This window comes from Sphingomonas melonis DAPP-PG 224, from assembly GCF_000379045.1.
GTDB classification, from domain to species: Bacteria; Pseudomonadota; Alphaproteobacteria; order Sphingomonadales; family Sphingomonadaceae; genus Sphingomonas; species Sphingomonas aquatilis.
Genome location: NZ_KB900605.1, coordinates 1,714,671 through 1,734,568 on the forward strand (window position 1 = coordinate 1,714,671; position 19,898 = coordinate 1,734,568).

Genomic DNA, 19,898 nt, shown 5'->3' on the forward strand with positions numbered 1-19,898 from the left:
GTCAGCGGCGGCGTTTCGTCTTTCCCTTTTGGGGTGGGGCGACCCAGGTCGGCACGGCGACGTAGACCACCGGCGTCACGCGGGCGATCGTCCTGACCGGGTCGACCGCGGGGTCGGCGGGGAACTGATCGCGCGCGCGAGCGAAGAGGAAGCGGGCGCGGGCGGCGCCCGGCGCGGTCGCACTAGTGCCGACCCAACGCCAATGCCACGGCTCCCACTTCACATTCTGACGATTGCCGCCCGGGAAGGACAGCTCGAACCCGAAGCGCGGCGCATTGGCGAGCAGCCAGCGCGCGGCCGGGGTCGCCGCCATACATGCTTCGGCATCGGGGCAGCCGTTCGCCGGGCGGACCGCGAAATCGAGCGCATAGCCCGTCGCATGTTCGCTATGCCCGGGCGGGGCGACCGAAATCGCACGCGTGGCATCGGCATTGACGGCGCTGTCGGGATGTTCGCGACAGAACACCGATGCCTGGCGCAGGATCGAACGATGGCAGGACAGGCCACGTAGCGTGCCCATCACTGTGGGATCGCCCTTTGCCGCGGCGAGCAGGCGTTCGAGATCGGGGATGACGTCGCGCCGCAACAGGCAGCCGTGCAGCCCGAAGCCGCGCGGCGCCTCGACCAGATCGTCCGGCGGCGCGTCGCCATAGGCCAGGTGACCATAGACGCGACCGTCGTTCGCCATCGCCGCTGCGGCACCGGCGCATACCTGCGCACCGGCGGGCGATGCCAGGGACAGCAAGGCGAGAAGGGCGGGGAGGCGCATCGCGGCTGCCTCTGGCGCGAAGACCGATGGAGTGGCAAGGCGTTTCGCATGCATGGCGACCGCGTATTGTTCATCGACGGCGAGGCCCTGGTCATCGACAAGCCCGCCGGGCTGCCGGTGGACAAGCCCCGTGACGGCTCCCTCAGTCTCGAGAACCATCTCGATTCTTTGAAGTTCGGCTTCCAGCGCTGGCCGCAGGCGGTGCATCGCTTGGACCGGGATACCAGCGGGTGTCTGCTGCTGTCGCGCAATCCGAAAGCGCATGCGCGTTTGCAGCAGGCTTTCGAGCGCGGCGAGGTCGAGAAGCGCTATCTCGCCATTCTGGCGGGTGTGCCGCGCGAATCGGCGGGCGAGATCGATCTGGCGCTCGCCAAGGTCAGCACGCGTGAGACGGGCTGGCGCATGGTCGCCGATCCGGCCGGCAAGGTCGCGCATACCGCATGGCGGACGCTCGCGGTGCAGGACGGGCGCGCCTTGGTCGAATTCCGGCCGACGACGGGGCGCACCCACCAGATCCGCGTCCATGCGGCAAGCGGTCTGGGTCTGCCGGTGGTCGGCGATCCGATCTATGGCGCGGGCGAGACGGGCGGCATGATGCTGCACGCCGCCGCCCTGACCGTGCCGCGCGCCAATAAGGAGCCGGTGCGTGCCGAGGCGCCGCTGCCCGAGCGGTTCGGCGCCTGGCCGGATCTCGCCGAGGCCTGACGGTGCCCCCGTGCCGCTGATCCACGTCACCCGTGCCATCGCGATCGACGAGCGCGAGGTCGAGGAAAGCTTCACCCGCGCGTCCGGTCCCGGCGGCCAGCACGTCAACACCACCGACAGCGCGGTGCTGCTGCGCTTCGACGTGTGGGGATCGCCCAATCTGCCTGATCTGGTGAAGCAGCGGCTGACCGTGCTCGCTGGATCGCGGCTGAGCAAGGATGGCGTGCTGACGCTTCGCGGCGACGGATCGCGGTCGCAGGAACTGAATCGGCGCGAGGTGCGCGAACGGCTCGTTGCGCTGATCCAAGAGGCGACGATCGTCCCCAAGAAGCGCCGTCCGACCAAGCCGAGCCGATCGGCCAAGGCGAAGCGCGTCGACGAGAAAAAGGGCCGCAGCACGGTGAAGGCGAACCGCGGTCGCGTGCGGCTGGATTGATGCGCGGCGCTTGCCTACATCGCGGGCCATGTACCAGTTTGATATCACCGCTGGCTCCAAGGCCGATCTGTACCGCGACCTGTTGGGGGCGCTCGACGCGCTGACCGCCGACGAACCCGACGCCATCGCCAACATGGCCAATGCCGCCGCGCTGGTGTGGCAGTATCTGCCGGACCTTAACTGGGCAGGCTTCTATCGCATGGTCGAGGGCGAGCTGGTGCTGGGGCCGTTCCAAGGCAAGGCGGCGTGCATCCGGATCCCGTTGGGCAAGGGCGTGTGCGGCACCGCTGCGGCGACGCGCGAGACGCAGCTGGTCGAGGACGTCCATGCCTTTCCCGGCCATATCGCCTGCGACGCGGCAAGCCGGTCCGAACTGGTCGTGCCGATCGTCCACGATGGGCGGCTGATCGGCGTGCTCGACCTCGACAGTCCCGAGCCCGCCCGCTTCGATGCGGAGGATGCCGCAGGGTGCGAGGCGCTGTGCGCGCGGCTGGCCGCGCGGATCGCCTGAACCGAATCGGGACAGGCCACCTCACAGGGCAGGGAACCCGCGCTCTGGCGACTCCGTTTGGCGCGTGATACGCCGCAAGGTGAATAACGTGTTAATATCCGGGGCGAAGGCATGCGCCTCGGCAACAGGGAGACGACGATGCGCAGCGTGCTGATCGCGACCGCCATTCTTGCGCTGACCGCTACCGGTGCGAGCGCGCAAGAGCGCGTGGTGATGCAGGGGCCGGGGGCGAACTTCCCGGTACCCCGCGCTGGCATGGCACCGGCTCCGGCGATCCAGGGGCGCGGCGTGTGGCAGCCGGCGCCGTGGCAGCGCGGCGGCTATCCGGGGCAGCCCGGACCGGCGCCCGTCGTGCGCCCCGTCCCGCCGCAGCCACAGCCGCAGTGGAACGGCCCGGCAGGTCAGCCGCCACGCGTGCAACTCGGCCGGTCGCGCTGGGGCAGTAAGGTGGATGGCCGCTGGTGGGGCGGGGCCAACGCACCCGGCGGCTGGCGGGCCTATCGCCGGCCGTATCGGGGCTATGCGCTGCCCAGCTATTGGGTGTCGCCGCGCTTCTACATCACCGACTGGCAGACTTATGGCCTGACGCAGCCGACGGCGGGCTATAATTGGGTCCGTTATTATGACGATGCAGTGCTCGTCGATGGGCACGGCGCGGTCTACGACACGCGGCCCGGCATCAATTGGGATGCCTATGACAGCGACTATTATGCCAGCGATGACCGCGTCTATGCGGATAGCGGCTACGATCCCCGTGCCTATGAGCACCGCGACAATGGCGTCGGTGGTGCCGTGGCGGGCGCCGTCGTCGGTGGTGTCGCGGGCAATCTGATCGCCGGGCGCGGCAATCGGCTGGGAGGCACGCTGATCGGCGCGGGCGTAGGGGCCGCAGCGGGCTATGCGATCGACAAGGCGGAGGACCGTGGCCGCCGCCATCGCCGCGACGATCGGGGCTATGCGATCCCGGTCGCGCCGGATTATCCGCCGCCCCCGCCGCCGCAGGCCTATGCGCCGCCGCCACCCCCGCCTCCGGCTTATGCCCCGCCCCCGCCCCCGCCGGTGGGTTATGTCGACAATGGTCGCGCATGGCGCTCGGCTGACGGAGTCACTACGGTGACGACCAGCGCAGGTGGCTCGGGTTATTACCAGGGCGGCTATTATTACCCCGGCGCGACGACCACGACGGTCGTAGTGCAGACCGCGCCCGTGGTCACGACGACGACGACGACGGAAACCTATGAAGATGCGGTGACCTACACCCGCCGCGCCAAGGCTGTGCGGCGCCCGATCGCGGCGCATACGAAGACCAAGCGCGTCTGGCGCCCGGCGCCGACCTGCGCCTGCCAATAAGCGAAGCACGGCGCGATGCGGCGATCCGCGTCGCGCCGGCTTTCTCCTGAGTGGTTACCCGATCCCCAAATCCGCCGGTCCGAACGCGGCGGGCAGCAGTTCCGACAAACGGTAGGTCGCGATCGCGTCACCCTCGGCCGCGCCGCAGTGAACGAGCAGGTCGCGGCCGCCCAATTGTGCGGCTTCGTTGAGGATTTGGCGGCAGCGGCCGCACGGGCTGACGGGGGTGGTGCCGGTCGCACGGCCTTCCGCATCCATCGCGCCGCCGATCACGCCCACTGCGACGACTTCGCGCAGCCGTCCGGCCGCGCTGGCCGTGGCGATCGCCACCGTCTCCGCGCAAAGCGACAGGCCGTAGCTCGCATTCTCGACATTCGCGCCGGTGACGAGGCTGCCGTCGGTCATCAGCAGCGCCGCGCCCACCGCAAAGCGCGAATAGGGTGCATGGGCGCGTGTCGCCGCTTCGCGTGCAGCGGCGATCAGATCGGCGGGGGTGGTTTCGGTCATGGTGCGACTACGTCCCAATTCACGGGGCCTTCGATGCCGTCGATGCGGCGCACATCGCTTGCCCGCCACATCTGCCACGGGCGGGCCGGATAGGTGGGGGCGAAGAAGGTGCGCATCGCCCAGATCGGGCGCTCGATCGCGGCGGTGAGCTGATAGGTCGATTCGACGGGCTTGCTGACCCGCAGCATCACCGGCTTGGCGGTGTGCGTCTCGACCATATGGATGAACGTCTTCAGGTCGGCGATCAGCGCGTCGCGATCCGGCCGCGCGGTGCAATCGCCGCGGAAGCTGACGTCGACGGCCATCGGCAACGCGTCGGTGGTGCGGGGCACGAAGGCGTTGACCGCGTTCGCCTGATCCTTCGCCGGCTGGCAGAGAGAATAGAGATGGATCGCGCCGCGGCGTAGCCCGGCATCGGGCAGCGCCGCCCAATTCGCCTCGAACCCCGGATCGCGGCGGTCGGCGCCGGAGGTGGCGACGAGATAGGCGAAGTCGGCGCCGCGCGCACGCACCGTGCCCCATTCGATCGGTCCGGGGCGCTCGTCCAGATCGATGCCCTGCAACGGATATTGGCTGGTCTTGGGATGCCAGGCCGTCGCATAGCTCCACCCACCGATACCGATCGCACCGGCGACGACCATCGCGCCCACCGCTTTCAACATGCCGTAGGCCATCAGCCGCGCAGGTGCAGGACGGAGATCAATGTGAACAGGCGGCGTGCGGTATCGAAATCGACGTCGATCTTTCCCTCCAGCCGTTCGCGCAGCAACGTGGCGGCATCGTTGTGGATGGCGCGGCGGGCCATGTCGACCGTCTCGATCTGCTGCGGTGTCGATGCACGGATCGCTTGGTAATAGCTGTCGCAGATCGCGAAATAGTCCTTGATCGCGCGCCGGAATCGCCCGAGCGCCAGCACCAGCGTCTCAAGATGGGTATCGTCGGCGCGATGGATGTGGATGCCGAGGCGACCCTCCGCCGATTCGATTTTGATCTTGTAGGGGCCGGCATAGCCGTCCGCGTGCTGGCGCTGGGGGGCGAAGTGATTGCCCTCCAACAGGTCGAAGATCGCGATCCGCCGCTCCTGCTCGACATCGGCCGAGCGCCAGCCGATGCTGTGCTCGTCCAGGGTGATGTCGATGATCCGCGGGTCGGCCATACGGTCCGATAGTCGGGTTGAGGCGATCCGACAAATCGTGTCGTCGCGCGAAATTTCGGGTAAGAGCGTCTCCCATGGCGACTCTAGCATTTCCGACCCCGGCGGCCCCCGCCGAACCCCTGCAGCTGCCCCGCAACGTCGAAGCCGAAGCCGCGATGCTGGGCGCGATGATGATCGACAACCGGCTGGCCGACGACCTGATCGACCGGCTGGAACCCGCGCATTTCTACGAACCCGTCCACGGCCGCATCTTCGCCGCGATCAAGACTTTGCGGGTCAACGACATGCTGGCAACCCCCGTCACGCTCAGGCCCATGTTCGAAGCGGATGAGGGGATGAAGGAGCTGGGCGGTCCGTCCTATCTCGCCAGCCTGACCGGATCGGGCGCCGGCCTGATCGGTGCGCGCCAGTTCGCGACGCAGATCTATGACCTCGCGATGCTGCGCGCGCTGGTGCAGGTCGGCCGGACGCTCGTCGAACGTGCGATGGATACGTCCGAGGAGGTCAATCCGCGCGCGCAGATCGAGCTGGCCGAGGAGGAATTGTACAAGGTCGCGGGCGACGGCGGCGCGGAAAACGCCACCAAGACCTTCGCGCAGGCGACGACGATGGCGGTCAAGATGGCCGAGCGTGCGCTGAACAGCGGCGGCAACCTGTCGGGCGTCACCACGGGTCTCGATTCGGTCAACGCCAAGATCGGCGGCATGCACCATTCCGACCTTATGATCCTCGCCGGACGCCCCGGCATGGGCAAGACCTCGCTCGCCACCAACATCGCGTTCAATGCGGCGCGGCGCTGGATGCGCGACATGGAGGACGGCATCCCGCCAAGCGAATCGGTCGGCGCGAAGGTCGTGTTCTTCAGCCTGGAAATGAGCGCCGACCAGCTGGCGACGCGTATTCTGGCCGAACAGTCGCAGATCAGTTCCGAATCGCTGCGCATGGGCAAGATCAGCAAGGCGGAGTTCGGCCAGCTCGCCGCCGCAGCAGCCGAGCTCGAAAAGCTGCCCTTGTTCATCGACGATACCGGCGGCCTGTCGATCAGCGCGCTGCACACGCGCGTGCGGCGCCTGCAACGCCGCCACAACAACCAGATCGGCTTGGTCGTCGTCGACTATCTCCAGCTGCTGACCAGCGGCGGCAAGGGCGGCAAAGAGAACCGCGTGCAGGAAATCTCCGAGATTTCGCGTGGATTGAAGACGCTAGCCAAGGACATGAACGTGCCGGTGCTGGCACTGTCGCAGCTGAGCCGCGCGGTCGAAAGTCGCGAAGACAAGCGCCCGATGCTGTCCGACCTTCGCGAATCGGGATCGATCGAGCAGGACGCAGACATGGTGTGGTTCGTGTTCCGTGAGGATTATTACACCGCGCAGCGCGAGCCCAAGCGCCCGATGGAAGGCGACGAGGCCAAGGTGTTCGAAGATCACGCAAAATGGGCGAGCGACATGGAGCGCGTCTATGGCCTGGCCGAGATGATCGTGGCCAAGCAGCGTCACGGTGCGACGGGCAAGGTGGTGCTGAAGTTCGATCCGACGATCACGAAGTTCAGCGATTACGCGGGGTATTGAGGCAAGCTCCCCATTCCTTCGTCACCCCGGACTTGGTCCGGGGTCCACTCTGCGGCGAGGGGGCGGCCCGCGCCTCCTGCCATCCCCCTGCGGCCCGGTGGACCCCGGACCAAGTCCGGGGTGGCGGAGGGCGGTTCGCCCACCCCGCCGGCAAAATAAACCATGCCCAAGCCATGGCCACGCGCATCGCGTTCAGCCTAGAGCGAGGTAGCCGGTGCGACAGCGCCGGTGACGCATACCCCGTAGGGACACGACATGAGACGAACGATCGCGGCGGCTGCCATGGCGGCCACCATCCTGTCTGCACTGCCCGCGGCGGCGCAGGTGGCGCCCCCGACCGTACAGCCGACGATCCAGCAGGTGCCGGTGCCCGCCAGTGCGGCTGCGCCGGTGGTGCTGCCGCAGATCAGCGAGGCGCAGGCGACGCAGCTGGCGGCGTTGCTGCCCGCCGACACGATCGCCCAGGGACTGAGCCTGAACCCGCGTCCTGAGGACCCGGCGGCGCGCGAGCAATTGGTACGCGACGCGCTGGACCATGCGCGCGCGGTGCATTCGGGGCGGCTCGCCGAAGAGGATTTCCAACGCGACTGGGGCCTGCGGCCGCCGGCCTATGACCCGCTGCCGGGATTCGCCGAAGCCGTCCGCACCGACCGGATCGCGGCGTGGATCGCATCGCTGCCACCACCTTATGCCGGCTACGACGGGCTGAAGGCGGGCTTGGTCCGCTATCGTGCCATTGCCGCGGCGGGCGGCTGGCCGACGCTGGCGGCGGGCCCCGACCTGACGCTGGGGTCGAGCGGCGCGCGCGTACTTGCGCTGCGCCAGCGCCTGGCGGTCGAGGACAAGGACGTCGCGACCAGCGGCACCACCTTCGACGCTGCGTTGCTGGAGGCGGTGCGTCGGGCGCAGCGCCGCTATGGCCTCAATCCCACCGGCACCGTCGCCGGGCAGACGCTGGCGGCGCTCAACGTGCCGGCCATCGCGCGCGTGCGCCAGATCATGGCGAATATGGAGCGCTGGCGCTGGTTGCCGCAGGAGCTGCCCAAGGATCGCGTGCAGGTGAATATCGCCGCGGCGGTGATGACGGTGTTCGACGGCGATGCACCCGTGTTGTCGATGCGCGCGGTGACGGGGCGGCCGGGCGACGAGACGCCGATGCTGTCGTCGATGATCCACAGCGTGGTCATCAATCCGCCGTGGAACGTGCCGACGTCGATCGCGACCAAGGAGCTGTGGCCGAAGGAAAAGAAGAGCCCCGGTTATCTGAAGCGCAACGGCTTCAAGGTGATCGACGGCACCCGGCTGCAGCAGCAGGCGGGCGACCAGAGCGCGCTGGGCCGGTTCAAGTTCGACTTCGACAACAATTTCTCGGTCTATCTGCACGACACGCCGTCGCGCGCGAAGTTCGCGAGCTTCAGCCGGCTCGCGAGCCATGGCTGCGTGCGGCTGGAAAAGCCGGAGCAGCTGGCCGACCTGTTGCTGAAGGGCGATCCGACCTGGACGCCCGAGGCGATCGCCGCGCAGGTGCAGAAGGGCGAGACGGTCCGCGCGCGGTTGCCCAAGCCGGTGGCCGTATACCTGCTCTATTGGACTGCCTTTGCCAGCGGTAACGGGCAGATGAACTTCCGGGACGATCCCTATGGCTGGGATGCGGCACTCGCCGCGAAGATCGAGGCGCGCTCGGCGCGCGCCGTTCTGGCCAGCCGCTGACGAGGAACGACGCAGATGACACGACGCACGATTCGGATGACGACGCTGCTGGCGGCGGCGGGGCTGCTGGCGCTGGCCGCCTGCTCGCGCCCCGAGCCCGAGCAGCCCGCTGGGGAAGACAATGTGGTCGAGACCATGCCGACCGCGGATGCGACGCCCGAGGCGTTGCCCTCCGCCGAGCCGGTGGCCACGCCGACGCCGATCGCCAATGTCGCGGACGTGCCGCCCGAAAAGCCGGTCGCTCCCGATGCGCAGATGATCGAGGATGCCGACGCGACGGGCATGACCGCGCGCGTCTCGCGCGATGATGCGCCGACCGCCGCGGGCAACGACGCGGCGCCGCAATAAGCGACGGTCGCGCCATGACGCGGATGCCGAACCGGCGCGCGCTTCATCGCTGGGGCGTGGCGCTGGCCCTGACGGGACTCGTCGGCGGGAGCGTGCCGGCGCTGGCGGCGCCGCGTCCGGTGTCCGAGATCGTGATGGACGCGCGCGACGGCAGCGTCCTGTATGCGGAAAATGCCGGCATCGTCCGGCGGCCGGCATCGCTGACCAAGATGATGACGCTGTTGCTGACGTTCGATGCGATCGACGACGGCAAGCTCGATCCCAGCGGCTCGATCCTCATCTCGCGCTATGCCGCGAGCCAGCGACCCTCGCGCGTCGGGTTCAAGCCGGGCGCGCGCATGGGGGTGGAGGACGCGATTCGCGCGGTTGCTGTACTCTCCGCCAACGATGTCGCGGTGGCGCTGGCAGAGGCGGTGGGCGGCACCGAGGATCGGTTCGCCCGGATGATGACCGAACGCGCGCGGGCGCTGGGCATGACGGACACGTCCTTCACCAACGCCACGGGCCTGCCCGGCGCGAACCTCAGCACCGCCGAGGATATGGCGAAACTGTCGCTCGCGCTGCTGCGCGAACATCCCAAACGCTATGCGGTGTTTTCGACGCGCTCGTTTAGCTGGGCCGGGCGGCGCGTGCAGAATCACAACCATCTGCTCGGCGCGTTCGAAGGCGCGGACGGGATCAAGACGGGCTATACCGCCGAGGCCGGATTCGCGCTGGCCGCATCGGCGAAGCGCGCCGGCCGGCGATTGATTGCGGTGGTGATCGGCGAACGATCGATCCAGGCGCGCGACCGGCGGGTCGAAAGGCTGCTCGATCAGGGGTTTGCGGAGATTGCCGACGCGCGCAAGGGCGGCGCGAAGGGCTGACCGCCGGCCGTCCGGTCAGCGCCGGACGGCACGCCCCCCGAAGGTCGGCACGCTCTCGCTGCCGTCCGCCGCCAGCGCGGATACGGCGAAGAAGGTGTCGTCGACCGGCACCTGCGCGATCGTCGTCTGATCCCCCTGTACGTCGCGCGCGGTGCTCCAGTCCTGCGTGTCGTTCGCGCGCCAGCGGACACGATAGCCCGCGGCGCCCGGCACCGGCGTCCAGCTGACCTTCGTGTCGCGCGACAGGTCGCCCGACAGCGTCACGGCGGCCGGCGCAGCGGGAGCGGCGGCGAGGCGGGCGATCGTCGCAGCGTTGATGGCGGTCACTTTGGCCAGATAGGCGAAGTCCATACGGTCGATCGTGTCGCCATAGGTCACGCCGGCTTCGGTGCGCAGGTCCTGATGCTGCGCGTCCCAATTCTCTGCACCGACCGAGAAGCGGACCGCGGGATAGCCGCGCTTCAGGAACGGTTCGTGGTCCCCACCGCGGCCAAAGCGATCGGGGCGGCGGTCGATCACCACGTCGAGGCCGCCGGGGATGCGGCGGGCGATGCCGTCGATCACCTTGGCGAGCGCGCGGCTGGGGCCGTCGTCCTCGCCGCCATCGCCGCGGCGGCGCATCTGGCCGGGCAGGTCCTCGGCGGCGCGAATGCCTTCGGAAAAGACGCGGACGCGGCCGGCGTCCTTCACGCCGCCCTGGCCGATCGAATTGCCGACGATATCGTTGTTGAGCATCGCGCTGACCTGCCAGCCGCGCTGCTGCGCGGTATCGGCGAGCAGTTCGGCGCCCCACAGCCCCTGTTCCTCGGCCGAGAAGGCGACGTAGATGATCGTCGCATCGAATTGCCGCTTCGACAGCAGGCGCGCGGTCTCCAGTACCAGCGCAACGCCAGAGGCATCGTCGTTGGCGCCGGGGGCGTCGTGCGTCGCGTCCATCACGTCGGTGACGCGGCTGTCGATGTGGCCGCCGACGATGATGACGCGATTGGGATCGCGGCCGGGCTGGATGCCCAGCACATCCTCGACCACGACGCCATTGGGTGCGCGCGGACCGGTGAAGCGGCGGCTGATCCGCTCGACCCGGATGCAGCCGCCGCAATTCTTGCCGATCGCGGTCAGCTGCGCCGCCATCCAGTTGCGTGCGGCGCCGATGCCGCGCTTGGGGTCGGTGGTGGATGACAGCGTGTGGCGCGTGCCGAAGCCGACCAGCGCGGTCACGTCGCCGCGCAGGCGGGCGGCGCTGGGCATCGGCGGTGCGGGGGGCGGTGCGGGGGGCGTGGCGGCCGCAACGGCGGCGGCGAGAAGCGGCGCGAGGATCATGGCCGACGGTGTGGACCGCCGCGCGGGTCGGCTCAAGAGGGAAGGCGCGGATTTATCCGGCACGCCAGCGGCTTGGCCGGTGCGCCATCCGAGTTGTCAGTGGTGCAGGGTTGTCAGTGGTGCAGGTGCGAGGGGACGTCGCCGCACTGGCTGATCATGTCGATCACGCCGCTGAGATGCGCGGCGGCGATGCCTTCGCCCAGTTCGTCGAGCGTCTGCAGCGCCTGGGTCAAGAGCGCCAGCGTGTCGATGTATCGCGCCACAGGTATCATGCTGGTCTCCAAGATGTCCTATTTTATGCTATTCAAAAGCAAATTTCCATTGTTTTTTCATTGGGTTCAGCTGAGGCGATCGATTGCCTCACGGGTCAGCGAGCCGGGGATAATCATGACCGGGACGGGCAGGGCGCCTGCGTCGGTCCCGGTGAAATGCGCGACGAGCTTGCCCGGCGCACCGCCGGCCGCCGCGCCCAGCACCAGCGCGGCGATATCGGGATTGGCCGCAATGATCTCGCGGATGATCCGCGGGCCGTCGCCCTGACGGACGGTGATCGCCGGCTTCAGGCCGGATTCGGCGACCAGCGTGCCCGCGGCGGCGGCGACGAGTCCTTCGGCGTGTTGCAGCGCCTCTTCCTCGATCGTCGCCTGCACGCCGCCGAAGGCGATGAACTCCTGCGGCGGGATCAAAGTGAGAATTTCGACGCCGCCGCCGGTCTTCACGGCGCGGCGCGCTGCAAAGCGCAGCGCGATCTCCGCCTCCGGGCTATCGTCGATCACGACCAGGTAGATCCGCATGGCTGCTCCCCTTTTCCGTTACGTGCCGCGTGGATGAAGCGCGTGCAAGGGTTGACCCCCCGGCTTTGCGGCGCGAAGGAGCAATCCGCTCCCCAGGCAAGAGGACCTGCATGTCGATCGAGATCAAGATGCCCGCGCTGTCGCCGACGATGGAGGAGGGTACGCTGGCCAAATGGCTCGTCAAGGAAGGCGACACCGTCAAGAGCGGTGACATCATGGCCGAGATCGAGACGGACAAGGCGACGATGGAGTTCGAGGCGGTCGACGAAGGCACGATCGCCAAGATCCTGATCGCCGAAGGCACCGACGGCGTGAAGGTCGGCGCGGTGATCGCGATCCTGGCCGAAGAAGGCGAAGACGCCGCCTCCGTATCCGCTCCGACGAAGAGCGAGACGCCGCAGCCGGCCGCCAAGGAATCGGAGGCCAAGCCCAACCCCGCCGATCCCAACAAGACCGGCAGCGAGGCGAAGCCCGTCGAACGCACCGTCACGCAGGCGGAGGACCACGGTCGTCCCGCCGATGCCGGCGCATCCGACAAGGGCGGCCGCGTCAAGGCGAGCCCGCTCGCGCGCCGTATCGCCGCTGACAAGGGCATCGACCTGTCCGGCCTGAGCGGTTCCGGGCCGAACGGCCGCATCGTGAAGGCGGACGTCGAGGGCGCCAAGCCCGGCGCCGCTCCGGCTGCCGCAAAGGCCGACGCCGCCCCCACCGCCGCTCCGGCGCCGGTCGCTGTGGCCAAGCCCGCCACCGTGCCGGATATCCCGCACGAGGCGACCAAGCTCAGCAACATGCGCAAGACGATCGCGCGCCGCCTGACCGAATCGAAGCAGACGGTGCCGCACATCTACCTGACGGTGGATATCCAGCTCGATGCGCTGCTCAAGCTGCGCGGCGAGCTGAACGCCAGCCTGGAAAGCCGCGGCGTCAAGCTGTCGGTCAACGACATGCTGGTGAAGGCGCTGGCCCAGGCGCTCATCGCGGTGCCCAAGTGCAACGTCATGTTCACGCCGGACCAGCTGATCAGCTTCAAGCGCGCCGACATCTCGGTCGCGGTGTCGACCCCGTCGGGCCTGATCACGCCGATCGTCGTCGGCGCGGACACCAAGAGCCTGTCGGCGATCTCCACGGAAGTGAAGGACCTCGCTGCGCGCGCCAAGGACAACAAGCTGAAGCCGGAGGAATTCCAGGGCGGCACCGCGTCGATCAGCAACATGGGCATGTTCGGCATCAAGCAGTTCGAAGCGGTCATCAACCCGCCGCAGGGCATGATCATGGCGATCGGCGCGGGCGAGAAGCGTCCGTATATCGTCAACGGCGAACTGGCGGTCGCGACCGTCATGTCGGCGACCGGCAGCTTCGATCACCGCGCGATCGACGGGGCCGATGGCGCCGAGCTGATGAAGGTGTTCAAGGATCTGGTCGAGCGTCCGCTCGGCATGCTCGCCTGACCGGGAAACGCCTGCGATGACGCGTCTGGCTTTCCTGTCCCGCCTGCCGATCTCGCGCGCGGCGATGGAGGTGATCTCCATCGCAGCGGGCCTGATCGCGGCCGTGGCGATGACCTGGGCCGCCGCCTGGTCCTATCCGCTGGGCCGTGAGGTGATCTGGTGGTGCGGCGCCGCCGCGATGGTCGCGACGGTGCTGATGGGCATCGGCCCGCTGCGCCGTGCCCGCGCTGCCGATCGGATGAGCGCATGAGCGGCCTGCCGGACGGATCGCCGACGATCCGCGTCACCGCCATGCCTGCCGACGCCAACCCCTATGGCGACATCTTCGGTGGCTGGCTGATGGGACAGATGGACTTGGCCGCAGGCTCTGTCGCCTCGCGCCATGCCGGCGGCCGGGCGGTGACGATCGCCTGCGACGCGATGAAGTTCCACGCGCCGGTGCTCGTCGGCGACGAGGTGTCGGTCTATGCCAGCCTCGTCGCGGTCGGCAACACGTCGATGACGATCGAGGTCGAGGCATGGCGCCGCGCCCGTCATGCCAACGATGCGTGCAAGGTGACGCAGGCGCGCTTCGTCTTCGTCGCCACCGACACCAACCGCCAGCCCCGGCGCGTCGCGTCGTTGCCGGCGTGACATTCTGATCTCTTCTCTCCCCAAACTCCTTTCCCCAGGGAACGACCATGGCTGACACCTACGATCTCATCGTCCTCGGCTCCGGCCCCGGCGGCTATGTCTCGGCGATCCGTGCCAGCCAACTCGGCATGAAGGTCGCGATCGTCGAGCGTGAACGCCTCGGCGGCATCTGCCTCAACTGGGGCTGCATCCCGACCAAGGCGCTGCTGCGCACGTCGGAGGTCTATCACTATATGACCCACGCCGATGCCTATGGGCTGAAGGCGGACAATGTCGGCTTCGACCTTGGCAAGATCGTCGATCGCAGCCGCAAGGTGGCGGGGCAGCTCAACGCCGGCGTCAAAGGCCTGATGAAGAAGAACAAGGTCACGGTGGTCGAGGGCTTCGGCACGCTGACCGGCAAGGGCAAGCTCAGCGTCAAGCAGGGCGACAAGACCGTCGAGCTTGCCGCCAAGCACATCATGGTCGCCACTGGCGCGCGCGCGCGCGACCTGCCGTTCGCCAAGGCCGATGGCAAGCGCATCTGGACCTATCGCCACGCAATGGTGCCCGAAGTGATGCCGACCAAGCTGCTGGTCATCGGATCGGGCGCGATCGGCGTCGAGTTCGCCAGCTTCTACAACGACATGGGCGCCGACGTGACGATCGTCGAGATGCTCGACCGTATCCTACCGGTCGAGGATGCCGAAGTCAGCGAATTCATGACCAAGGCGCTGACCAAGCAGGGGATCAAGATCCTCACCAAGTCGGGCCTCGAAAAGCTGGAGCCGGGCGCGAACGGCGTCACCGCCGCGATCAAGGACGCAGACGGCAAGGTCACCAGCACCGAATTCAGCCATGCGATCGTCGCGATCGGCATCGTGCCGAACACCGAGAATATCGGGCTGGAGGCGCTGGGCGTCGAGACGGAGCGCGGCCACATCAAGGTCGACGGCTACGGCCGGACGAACGTCGAGGGCATCTACGCGATCGGCGACGTCACCGGCGCGCCCTGGCTGGCGCATAAGGCGAGCCACGAAGGCATCGTCTGCGTCGAGAAGATCGCCGGCCAGAACCCGCACCCGTTCGAGACGTGGAACATCCCCGGCTGCACCTACAGCCGCCCGCAGGTCGCCAGCGTCGGCCTGACCGAAACGAAGGCCAAGGATGCGGGCCATGACGTGAAGGTCGGCAAGTTCCCCTTCATTGGCAACGGCAAGGCGATCGCGTTGGGCGAGGCGGAAGGCTTCATCAAGACGGTGTTCGACGCCAAGACCGGCGAGCTGCTGGGTGCGCACATGGTCGGCGCGGAAGTGACCGAGCTGATCCAGGGCTATGTCATCGCGCGCCAGCTGGAAACGACTGAGCACGAGCTGATGGAAACGGTGTTCGCGCACCCCACGCTGAGCGAGATGATGCACGAAAGCACGCTCAGCGCCTACGGTCGCGCGCTGCACTTCTAGGGCGGTAAGACGCCGAGATTTACCGTCATTGCGAGCGCATGCGAAGCGATCCAGAGCCGTACCACGACGCCCTGGATTGCTTCGCTGCGCTCGCAATGACGACGTCCGTCGACTAATCGCGCACTGATGGACACGAGGCGATGAACCGAGCGTCTGATCCACATACCGACCGCGTCACCGCCGCGCGCGTGGCGCTTGCGGTCGCGATCCTGTTCGGCGGCAGCCTTGCCCTGTTCTGGCCGGGCTACGTCTCATACGACAGCCTCGCCCAATATCGGCAGGCGCTTAGCGGCCGGTATGACGACTGGCACCCGCCGGCGATGGCGCATCTGTGGGCGCTGTTCGGCGCCCATGGCCCCGCACCGATGCTGGTGCTTCAGATGCTCTGCTATTGGGGTGGCTTCGGCGCGCTAGCGGTGACGCTGACCGCGCAGGGGCGGCGGCTGGCGGCGCTCGCGATCCTGGGGCTGGCGTGCTGGCCGGCGCTGCTCGGCTGGCAGGCGGTGGTGCTGAAGGATCTGCAGATGCTCGCGGCGCTGCTGGCGGCGACCGGGCTGGTCGCGACGTGGCGGCTGCGCGGGATGCGCGTGCCCGCGGGGGCATGGGCGGCGGCGGGGTGTCTGGCGGGCTATGCGATGCTGGTCCGCGCCAATGCGGTCTTTGCCGTCTTGCCGCTGGCGGCGATGGCGGCGATCCCGCCGCGCTGGACGGTCTGGCGGCTGGCGGCGATCGCTGTGGCCGTACCGTTGGTGCTTGCGGCGGCGGGGCCGATCAACCATCGGCTGCTCGGCGCGGGCGCGAGCGGGGTGGAGCGGACGCAGGCGATGTATGACCTGTCGGGCATTGCGGTCGCGACCGACGACACGGACACCGGCCTGACGCGGCCCGAGATCGCGACGCTGCGGGCCAAGACTTGCGTGCGCCCGTTCTTCTGGGACCCGCTGGGCGACGGCGGGCGATGCGGGGCGGAGACGGCCAAGCTGCGCGCAGCGTCGGTCGGGGCGCTCTACGGCGCGCTGGCGCGGGCCGTGCTACATCATCCGCTCGCCTATGCCGCGCATCGGCTGGCCCATCTGAATGCGACCGATCGCTGGCTGGTGCCCCTGCATTGGTATGGCGCGGCGCCGCCCGTGGCCAACGAGCCCAACCCCTATGATTTCCGCGTGCCGGGCAAGGCGGCGGGGCGTTGGCAGCAGCTGGCCGGCGTGCTCGTCGAAACGCCATTCGGCTGGCCGGTGCTCTGGGCGGTGCTCGCCGTCATCGGTCTGGCCGCGACATGGCGGGCGGAGGATGCGGCGGGCGGCCTCGCGGCGGCGCTGTTCGCCTCGGCGGTCGGGCAGGAGGCGAGCTTTGCCGTGATCAGCATCGCGTCCGACCTGCGCTATCATCTGTGGGCGATGACAGCGACCGCGATCGGCTGGGTGGTGCTGGGCCGCATGCCGCGGGGCCGATGGGCGTGGGGTGCGGTGATCGTCGTGCTCGTCGGCGGGATCGCGGCGCGCCTCTGGCTGCCGCAGGCGGCGCAGACCTATAGCGGGATGCTCGGCTGATCGCGTGCAACTGTGGCAGCGGGCGATCGTTGGCGGCGCGCAAGGAGAGCGATGCGATGGCCGACGATCACGAACAGATCTACAAGGATTTCAAGGACGCGGTGAACATGGCGCCGGCCGAACTCGAGAAATTCCTCGACACCGATGACAGCAAGCGCGTGGGCTGGAAGGGCGAGGACGGCGAGGGATCGGGCGAGAGCGTCGGCCACAAATCGGGCAAGCGGATCGTTGCGATCAAGCGCAAGGCCAAGGCGGACCTGACCGACGACGATTATGCGCATATGAAGAAGGTGGTCGGCTATGTCCGCCGCCATCTAGCGCAGGGCGGACCCGACAAGGACAAGGCACACAGTGACTGGCGCTATTCGCTGATGAACTGGGGGCACGACCCCGAGAAATAGGGTCAGGCGGCGGCCGAGGCGTTCCAGCTGCGCGCGACGAGCGCGCGGGCGTCTTCGACACTGAGCGGGCGGCTGAAGAAGAAGCCCTGCACCTTCGTGCAGCCCAGCTCTTGGACGAGCCGGTGCTCCTCCTCGGTCTCGACGCCCTCGGCCGTGGTCGCCATGCCCAGGCTCTGGGCGAGGGCGACGACGGCGCGGATGATCGCCACCGCTTCCTTCACGCCGCTCGACGCGCCCTGCACGAAGCTGCGGTCGATCTTGATCGACGAAAAGCGCGTGCGCGACAGATAGCCGAGGCTGGAATAGCCGGTGCCGAAATCGTCCAGGCTCAGCCGGATGCCGAGCGACAGCAGCTGGTCCAGAACCTTCGTCGTGCCGAGCCCTTCGTGCAGGAACACGCTTTCGGTGACCTCCAGCTCCAGCCGTTCGGGGGGCAGGCGCGAGTTGGCGAGGGCGGAGGCGACGACGGCGACGAACTGCGGGTTTTGCAGCTGGTCCGGCGACACGTTGACCGCGATGCGGACGGTCGACGGCCATTGCGCGGCTTCGGCGCAGGCGGTCCGCACGACCCATTCGCCGATCGGCCCGATCAGGCGCGATTCCTCGGCCAGGGGGACGAATTTCTCGGGCGAAATCAGCCCCAGCTCGGGGTGGCGCCAGCGCAGCAACGCCTCGAAACCGGTCAGCCGCCCGTTCCCGGCATCGACCACGGGCTGGTATTGCAGGTGGAGCTCGTTGCGTTCCACCGCCTGTCGCAGCGCCATTTCGAGCACGCGGCGCTCCTCCGCCTGGACGTGGAGTTCGGGTTCGTAGGCGTGGTAGACGCCGCGGCCCGCATCCTTGGCGCGATAGAGGGCAAGGTCGGCGGAGCGGATCAGCATCTCGGCTGTCCGCCCGTCGCGCGGACCGATCGCCAGGCCTACCGACGCGCCGATGTAGAGCGTGTGCGCGTCGATCTCATAGGGTTGCGACAGCGTGTCGATGATGCGGCGGGCGAGCGCCTCGACCGCGTCGATCCGCGTCGCGTCGCGCACGACGACGGCGAATTCGTCACCGCCCAGCCGTCCACAGACGGTGGAGGCGTCCATCAATTGCGCCAGCCGTGCCGACACGCGGGCGAGCAGACGGTCGCCGATAGGATGGCCGAGCGTATCGTTGACCGCCTTGAACCGGTCGAGATCGATCATCATGAAGCTGCAGCGCTGGCCGTTGCGCTCCGCCTCCGCCATCGCCTGAACCAGCGTTTCGTTGATCATCAGGCGGTTGGGCAGGCCAGTCAGCGTGTCGAAGCGCGCCATCCGGGCGATGCGATCGGCGCTCATACATTGTTCGGTGACGTCGGACCCGACGCCGCGGAAACCGCAGAAGCTGCCCTTTTCGTCGAATCGCGGGCTGGCCGAGACCTGCCACCAGCGCTGCTCGCCATTCACCTCAACCGGGATGCGCAGGTCGCGGAAGCTCTCGCGCGCCTTCATCTTGGCGGCGAGCTCGCGCAGTGCGTCGGAAAAGTGGCCCGTGTCCCATGCCGGCCCGGCGAGGACGCGCAGGAAGGACTGGCCGTTGATCGCGATCGGATCGAGGCCGCAGGCATAGGCGAAGCGCGGCGAGGCCTTGACGATCTGCTTGCCCGCGTCGGTTTCCCACAGCCAGTCGGCGGCGGTCTCTTCGAATTCGCGCAGCAGCAGGCTGACGGTGTCGTTCCGTTCGGCGAGCGCGATCTGGACCGCGCGGATCACCACCAGCGCGCGCGCGCGATGGAGGCAGATGACGATCAGCATGACGGTGAACAGCGCCGTCGCCGCGGCGCCGGTCGGGCTGCCGTCCAACGCGATGCCCAGCGACACGGCGGCGCCCAATCCGCCCAAAAAGGCGATCGTCGCCAGCGCCAGCGGTGCCATCGCCATCGCGCCCGCGGTCATCAGCAGCGCGAGGATCATCCAGAGGGCGTAGGTGCCGTGCGAGCCGGGATCGACGCGAAAGGCGAAGACGGGAACCGCCCAGACGACGGCGAGCGCCACCCCTTCCCACAGCGTGGTGCGGACGTCGCGGGCGCTGGCATAGCCGCCGTCGCGGTGATGCGTGCTCAGGCGGCGGATCGCCACGGCGACCGCCACGATGCCGACCAGCGCGGCCCAGCCGATCAGATACGTTAGGGGCTCGTTGCCCGCGAACAGGGGAACGACCAGGGCCGCGCCGATCAGATTCGCGGCGAGCAGGAACAGCGCCAGATGGCGCCCTGCATCGAGCTGTTTGGATCGGATCCGTGCCCATTGCGCGGCATCGGCGCCGTCGGTCAGGCCCAGCAATTGGGCGAATCCGATCGTTTCGGAATCGAGGGTTTGGAGCGGCGCGACTGTCACGCCTGAGATGGTAAGGTGTTGAAC

The 19,898-nt window shown here is 68.3% G+C and carries 22 protein-coding genes; 14 read left to right on the forward strand and 8 right to left on the reverse strand.

The genetic code is table 11. From position 1 onward, the window contains the following. Position 1: 1 nt before the first annotated feature. Positions 2–769, reverse strand: a complete 768-nt coding sequence (locus tag SPHME3_RS0108300; RefSeq protein WP_017979627.1) for a M15 family metallopeptidase — start codon at positions 767–769, stop codon at positions 2–4. 48 nt (positions 770–817) lie between these two features. Between SPHME3_RS0108300 and SPHME3_RS0108305 the strand changes: the two genes are divergently transcribed. The 4 genes from SPHME3_RS0108305 to SPHME3_RS0108320 all read left to right on the forward strand — a co-directional run bounded on the left by SPHME3_RS0108305 (position 818) and on the right by SPHME3_RS0108320 (position 3,771). After that, a complete protein-coding gene (locus tag SPHME3_RS0108305) occupies positions 818–1,474 on the forward strand; it encodes an RluA family pseudouridine synthase (protein ID WP_017979626.1) in 657 nt (218 codons plus the stop codon). A gap of 10 nt (positions 1,475–1,484) precedes the next feature. Beyond that, complete coding sequence (arfB, locus tag SPHME3_RS0108310) at positions 1,485–1,910, forward strand: alternative ribosome rescue aminoacyl-tRNA hydrolase ArfB (RefSeq protein ID WP_017979625.1); 426 nt, start codon at positions 1,485–1,487, stop codon at positions 1,908–1,910. Positions 1,911–1,938: 28 nt separating this feature from the next. Beyond that, positions 1,939–2,421 carry a GAF domain-containing protein gene (locus tag SPHME3_RS0108315; RefSeq protein ID WP_017979624.1) on the forward strand — a complete coding sequence of 161 codons (483 nt, stop codon included), beginning with the start codon at positions 1,939–1,941 and terminating at the stop codon, positions 2,419–2,421. Positions 2,422–2,532: 111 nt separating this feature from the next. Beyond that, a complete protein-coding gene (locus SPHME3_RS0108320) occupies positions 2,533–3,771 on the forward strand; it encodes an RcnB family protein (protein ID WP_017979623.1) in 1,239 nt (412 codons plus the stop codon). A 54-nt stretch (positions 3,772–3,825) separates the two neighbouring features. On the opposite strand, the gene SPHME3_RS0108325 is transcribed toward SPHME3_RS0108320, so the two are convergent. From SPHME3_RS0108325 to SPHME3_RS0108335, 3 genes are read right to left on the reverse strand one after another with little or no spacing between them, the layout of a single operon-like run. Then, positions 3,826–4,278, reverse strand: coding sequence for a cytidine deaminase (locus SPHME3_RS0108325; protein ID WP_017979622.1), 453 nt, complete (start codon positions 4,276–4,278; stop codon positions 3,826–3,828). Further along, positions 4,275–4,940, reverse strand: coding sequence for a GH25 family lysozyme (locus SPHME3_RS0108330; protein WP_024310398.1), 666 nt, complete (start codon positions 4,938–4,940; stop codon positions 4,275–4,277). The genes SPHME3_RS0108325 and SPHME3_RS0108330 overlap by 4 nt, the downstream gene beginning before the upstream one ends. An 11-nt stretch (positions 4,941–4,951) precedes the next feature. Continuing rightward, positions 4,952–5,434 carry a UPF0262 family protein gene (locus SPHME3_RS0108335; protein ID WP_017979620.1) on the reverse strand — a complete coding sequence of 161 codons (483 nt, stop codon included), beginning with the start codon at positions 5,432–5,434 and terminating at the stop codon, positions 4,952–4,954. Positions 5,435–5,508: 74 nt separating this feature from the next. On the opposite strand from SPHME3_RS0108335, the gene SPHME3_RS0108340 reads away from it, so the two are divergent. The 4 genes from SPHME3_RS0108340 to SPHME3_RS0108355 all read left to right on the forward strand — a co-directional run bounded on the left by SPHME3_RS0108340 (position 5,509) and on the right by SPHME3_RS0108355 (position 9,926). After that, on the forward strand, positions 5,509–7,002 hold the full coding sequence (locus tag SPHME3_RS0108340; RefSeq protein WP_017979619.1) for a replicative DNA helicase: 1,494 nt from the start codon (positions 5,509–5,511) through the stop codon (positions 7,000–7,002). A 255-nt stretch (positions 7,003–7,257) separates the two neighbouring features. Further along, entirely contained in the window at positions 7,258–8,712 is a 1,455-nt protein-coding gene (locus SPHME3_RS0108345; protein ID WP_375292650.1) for a L,D-transpeptidase family protein, read from the forward strand. Positions 8,713–8,727: 15 nt separating this feature from the next. Then, positions 8,728–9,060 carry a hypothetical protein gene (locus SPHME3_RS0108350; RefSeq protein WP_231292041.1) on the forward strand — a complete coding sequence of 111 codons (333 nt, stop codon included), beginning with the start codon at positions 8,728–8,730 and terminating at the stop codon, positions 9,058–9,060. Positions 9,061–9,074: 14 nt separating this feature from the next. Then, positions 9,075–9,926: a D-alanyl-D-alanine carboxypeptidase family protein gene (locus tag SPHME3_RS0108355; protein ID WP_018250673.1), complete on the forward strand. Its 852-nt coding sequence runs from the start codon at positions 9,075–9,077 to the stop codon at positions 9,924–9,926. Between the two features lie 15 nt (positions 9,927–9,941). Here SPHME3_RS0108355 and SPHME3_RS0108360 read toward each other — a convergent pair whose 3' ends face one another. The 3 genes from SPHME3_RS0108360 to SPHME3_RS0108370 all read right to left on the reverse strand — a co-directional run bounded on the left by SPHME3_RS0108360 (position 9,942) and on the right by SPHME3_RS0108370 (position 12,040). Beyond that, positions 9,942–11,246, reverse strand: a complete 1,305-nt coding sequence (locus SPHME3_RS0108360) for a M20/M25/M40 family metallo-hydrolase (protein ID WP_017979615.1) — start codon at positions 11,244–11,246, stop codon at positions 9,942–9,944. Positions 11,247–11,359: 113 nt separating this feature from the next. Then, positions 11,360–11,509 carry a hypothetical protein gene (locus SPHME3_RS21310; RefSeq protein WP_017979614.1) on the reverse strand — a complete coding sequence of 50 codons (150 nt, stop codon included), beginning with the start codon at positions 11,507–11,509 and terminating at the stop codon, positions 11,360–11,362. Positions 11,510–11,584: 75 nt separating this feature from the next. Then, positions 11,585–12,040, reverse strand: coding sequence for a universal stress protein (locus SPHME3_RS0108370; RefSeq protein ID WP_017979613.1), 456 nt, complete (start codon positions 12,038–12,040; stop codon positions 11,585–11,587). A 110-nt stretch (positions 12,041–12,150) separates the two neighbouring features. On the opposite strand from SPHME3_RS0108370, the gene SPHME3_RS0108375 reads away from it, so the two are divergent. From SPHME3_RS0108375 to SPHME3_RS0108400, 6 genes are all read left to right on the forward strand, one after another. After that, positions 12,151–13,488 (forward strand): pyruvate dehydrogenase complex dihydrolipoamide acetyltransferase, encoded by a 1,338-nt coding sequence (locus SPHME3_RS0108375; protein ID WP_017979612.1) that lies wholly within the window; start codon positions 12,151–12,153, stop codon positions 13,486–13,488. Between the two features lie 16 nt (positions 13,489–13,504). Beyond that, on the forward strand, positions 13,505–13,738 hold the full coding sequence (locus tag SPHME3_RS0108380) for a hypothetical protein (protein WP_017979611.1): 234 nt from the start codon (positions 13,505–13,507) through the stop codon (positions 13,736–13,738). After that, positions 13,735–14,121, forward strand: a complete 387-nt coding sequence (locus SPHME3_RS0108385; RefSeq protein WP_017979610.1) for an acyl-CoA thioesterase — start codon at positions 13,735–13,737, stop codon at positions 14,119–14,121. Before SPHME3_RS0108380 ends, SPHME3_RS0108385 begins: the two co-directional genes overlap by 4 nt. Positions 14,122–14,168: 47 nt before the next feature. After that, positions 14,169–15,563, forward strand: coding sequence for a dihydrolipoyl dehydrogenase (gene lpdA, locus SPHME3_RS0108390; protein ID WP_017979609.1), 1,395 nt, complete (start codon positions 14,169–14,171; stop codon positions 15,561–15,563). A gap of 140 nt (positions 15,564–15,703) precedes the next feature. Continuing rightward, the gene (locus SPHME3_RS0108395; protein ID WP_017979608.1) at positions 15,704–17,113 is read left to right on the forward strand and encodes a hypothetical protein; all 1,410 of its coding nucleotides are present in this window, start codon (positions 15,704–15,706) and stop codon (positions 17,111–17,113) included. Between the two features lie 56 nt (positions 17,114–17,169). After that, positions 17,170–17,514 (forward strand): DUF3140 domain-containing protein, encoded by a 345-nt coding sequence (locus tag SPHME3_RS0108400; RefSeq protein ID WP_024310400.1) that lies wholly within the window; start codon positions 17,170–17,172, stop codon positions 17,512–17,514. A gap of 2 nt (positions 17,515–17,516) precedes the next feature. Here SPHME3_RS0108400 and SPHME3_RS0108405 read toward each other — a convergent pair whose 3' ends face one another. Beyond that, positions 17,517–19,874 carry a putative bifunctional diguanylate cyclase/phosphodiesterase gene (locus SPHME3_RS0108405; protein WP_017979606.1) on the reverse strand — a complete coding sequence of 786 codons (2,358 nt, stop codon included), beginning with the start codon at positions 19,872–19,874 and terminating at the stop codon, positions 17,517–17,519. Positions 19,875–19,898: the final 24 nt, after the last annotated feature.

Bases quoted from the DNA above. Each gene is read 5' to 3' on its own strand.
- SPHME3_RS0108300 (WP_017979627.1), bottom strand. From the start codon at position 769: ATGCGCCTCCCCGCCCTTCTCGCCTTGCTGTCCCTGGCATCGCCCGCC.
- SPHME3_RS0108305 (WP_017979626.1), top strand. From the start codon at position 818: ATGCATGGCGACCGCGTATTGTTCATCGACGGCGAGGCCCTGGTCATC.
- SPHME3_RS0108315 (WP_017979624.1), top strand. From the start codon at position 1,939: ATGTACCAGTTTGATATCACCGCTGGCTCCAAGGCCGATCTGTACCGC.
- SPHME3_RS0108320 (WP_017979623.1), top strand. From the start codon at position 2,533: ATGCGCCTCGGCAACAGGGAGACGACGATGCGCAGCGTGCTGATCGCG.
- SPHME3_RS0108325 (WP_017979622.1), bottom strand. From the start codon at position 4,278: ATGACCGAAACCACCCCCGCCGATCTGATCGCCGCTGCACGCGAAGCG.
- SPHME3_RS0108330 (WP_024310398.1), bottom strand. From the start codon at position 4,940: ATGTTGAAAGCGGTGGGCGCGATGGTCGTCGCCGGTGCGATCGGTATC.
- SPHME3_RS0108335 (WP_017979620.1), bottom strand. From the start codon at position 5,434: ATGGCCGACCCGCGGATCATCGACATCACCCTGGACGAGCACAGCATC.
- SPHME3_RS0108340 (WP_017979619.1), top strand. From the start codon at position 5,509: ATGGCGACTCTAGCATTTCCGACCCCGGCGGCCCCCGCCGAACCCCTG.
- SPHME3_RS0108345 (WP_375292650.1), top strand. From the start codon at position 7,258: ATGAGACGAACGATCGCGGCGGCTGCCATGGCGGCCACCATCCTGTCT.
- SPHME3_RS0108350 (WP_231292041.1), top strand. From the start codon at position 8,728: ATGACACGACGCACGATTCGGATGACGACGCTGCTGGCGGCGGCGGGG.
- SPHME3_RS0108355 (WP_018250673.1), top strand. From the start codon at position 9,075: ATGACGCGGATGCCGAACCGGCGCGCGCTTCATCGCTGGGGCGTGGCG.
- SPHME3_RS0108360 (WP_017979615.1), bottom strand. From the start codon at position 11,246: ATGATCCTCGCGCCGCTTCTCGCCGCCGCCGTTGCGGCCGCCACGCCC.
- SPHME3_RS0108370 (WP_017979613.1), bottom strand. From the start codon at position 12,040: ATGCGGATCTACCTGGTCGTGATCGACGATAGCCCGGAGGCGGAGATC.
- SPHME3_RS0108375 (WP_017979612.1), top strand. From the start codon at position 12,151: ATGTCGATCGAGATCAAGATGCCCGCGCTGTCGCCGACGATGGAGGAG.
- SPHME3_RS0108380 (WP_017979611.1), top strand. From the start codon at position 13,505: ATGACGCGTCTGGCTTTCCTGTCCCGCCTGCCGATCTCGCGCGCGGCG.
- SPHME3_RS0108385 (WP_017979610.1), top strand. From the start codon at position 13,735: ATGAGCGGCCTGCCGGACGGATCGCCGACGATCCGCGTCACCGCCATG.
- lpdA (WP_017979609.1), top strand. From the start codon at position 14,169: ATGGCTGACACCTACGATCTCATCGTCCTCGGCTCCGGCCCCGGCGGC.
- SPHME3_RS0108395 (WP_017979608.1), top strand. From the start codon at position 15,704: ATGAACCGAGCGTCTGATCCACATACCGACCGCGTCACCGCCGCGCGC.
- SPHME3_RS0108400 (WP_024310400.1), top strand. From the start codon at position 17,170: ATGGCCGACGATCACGAACAGATCTACAAGGATTTCAAGGACGCGGTG.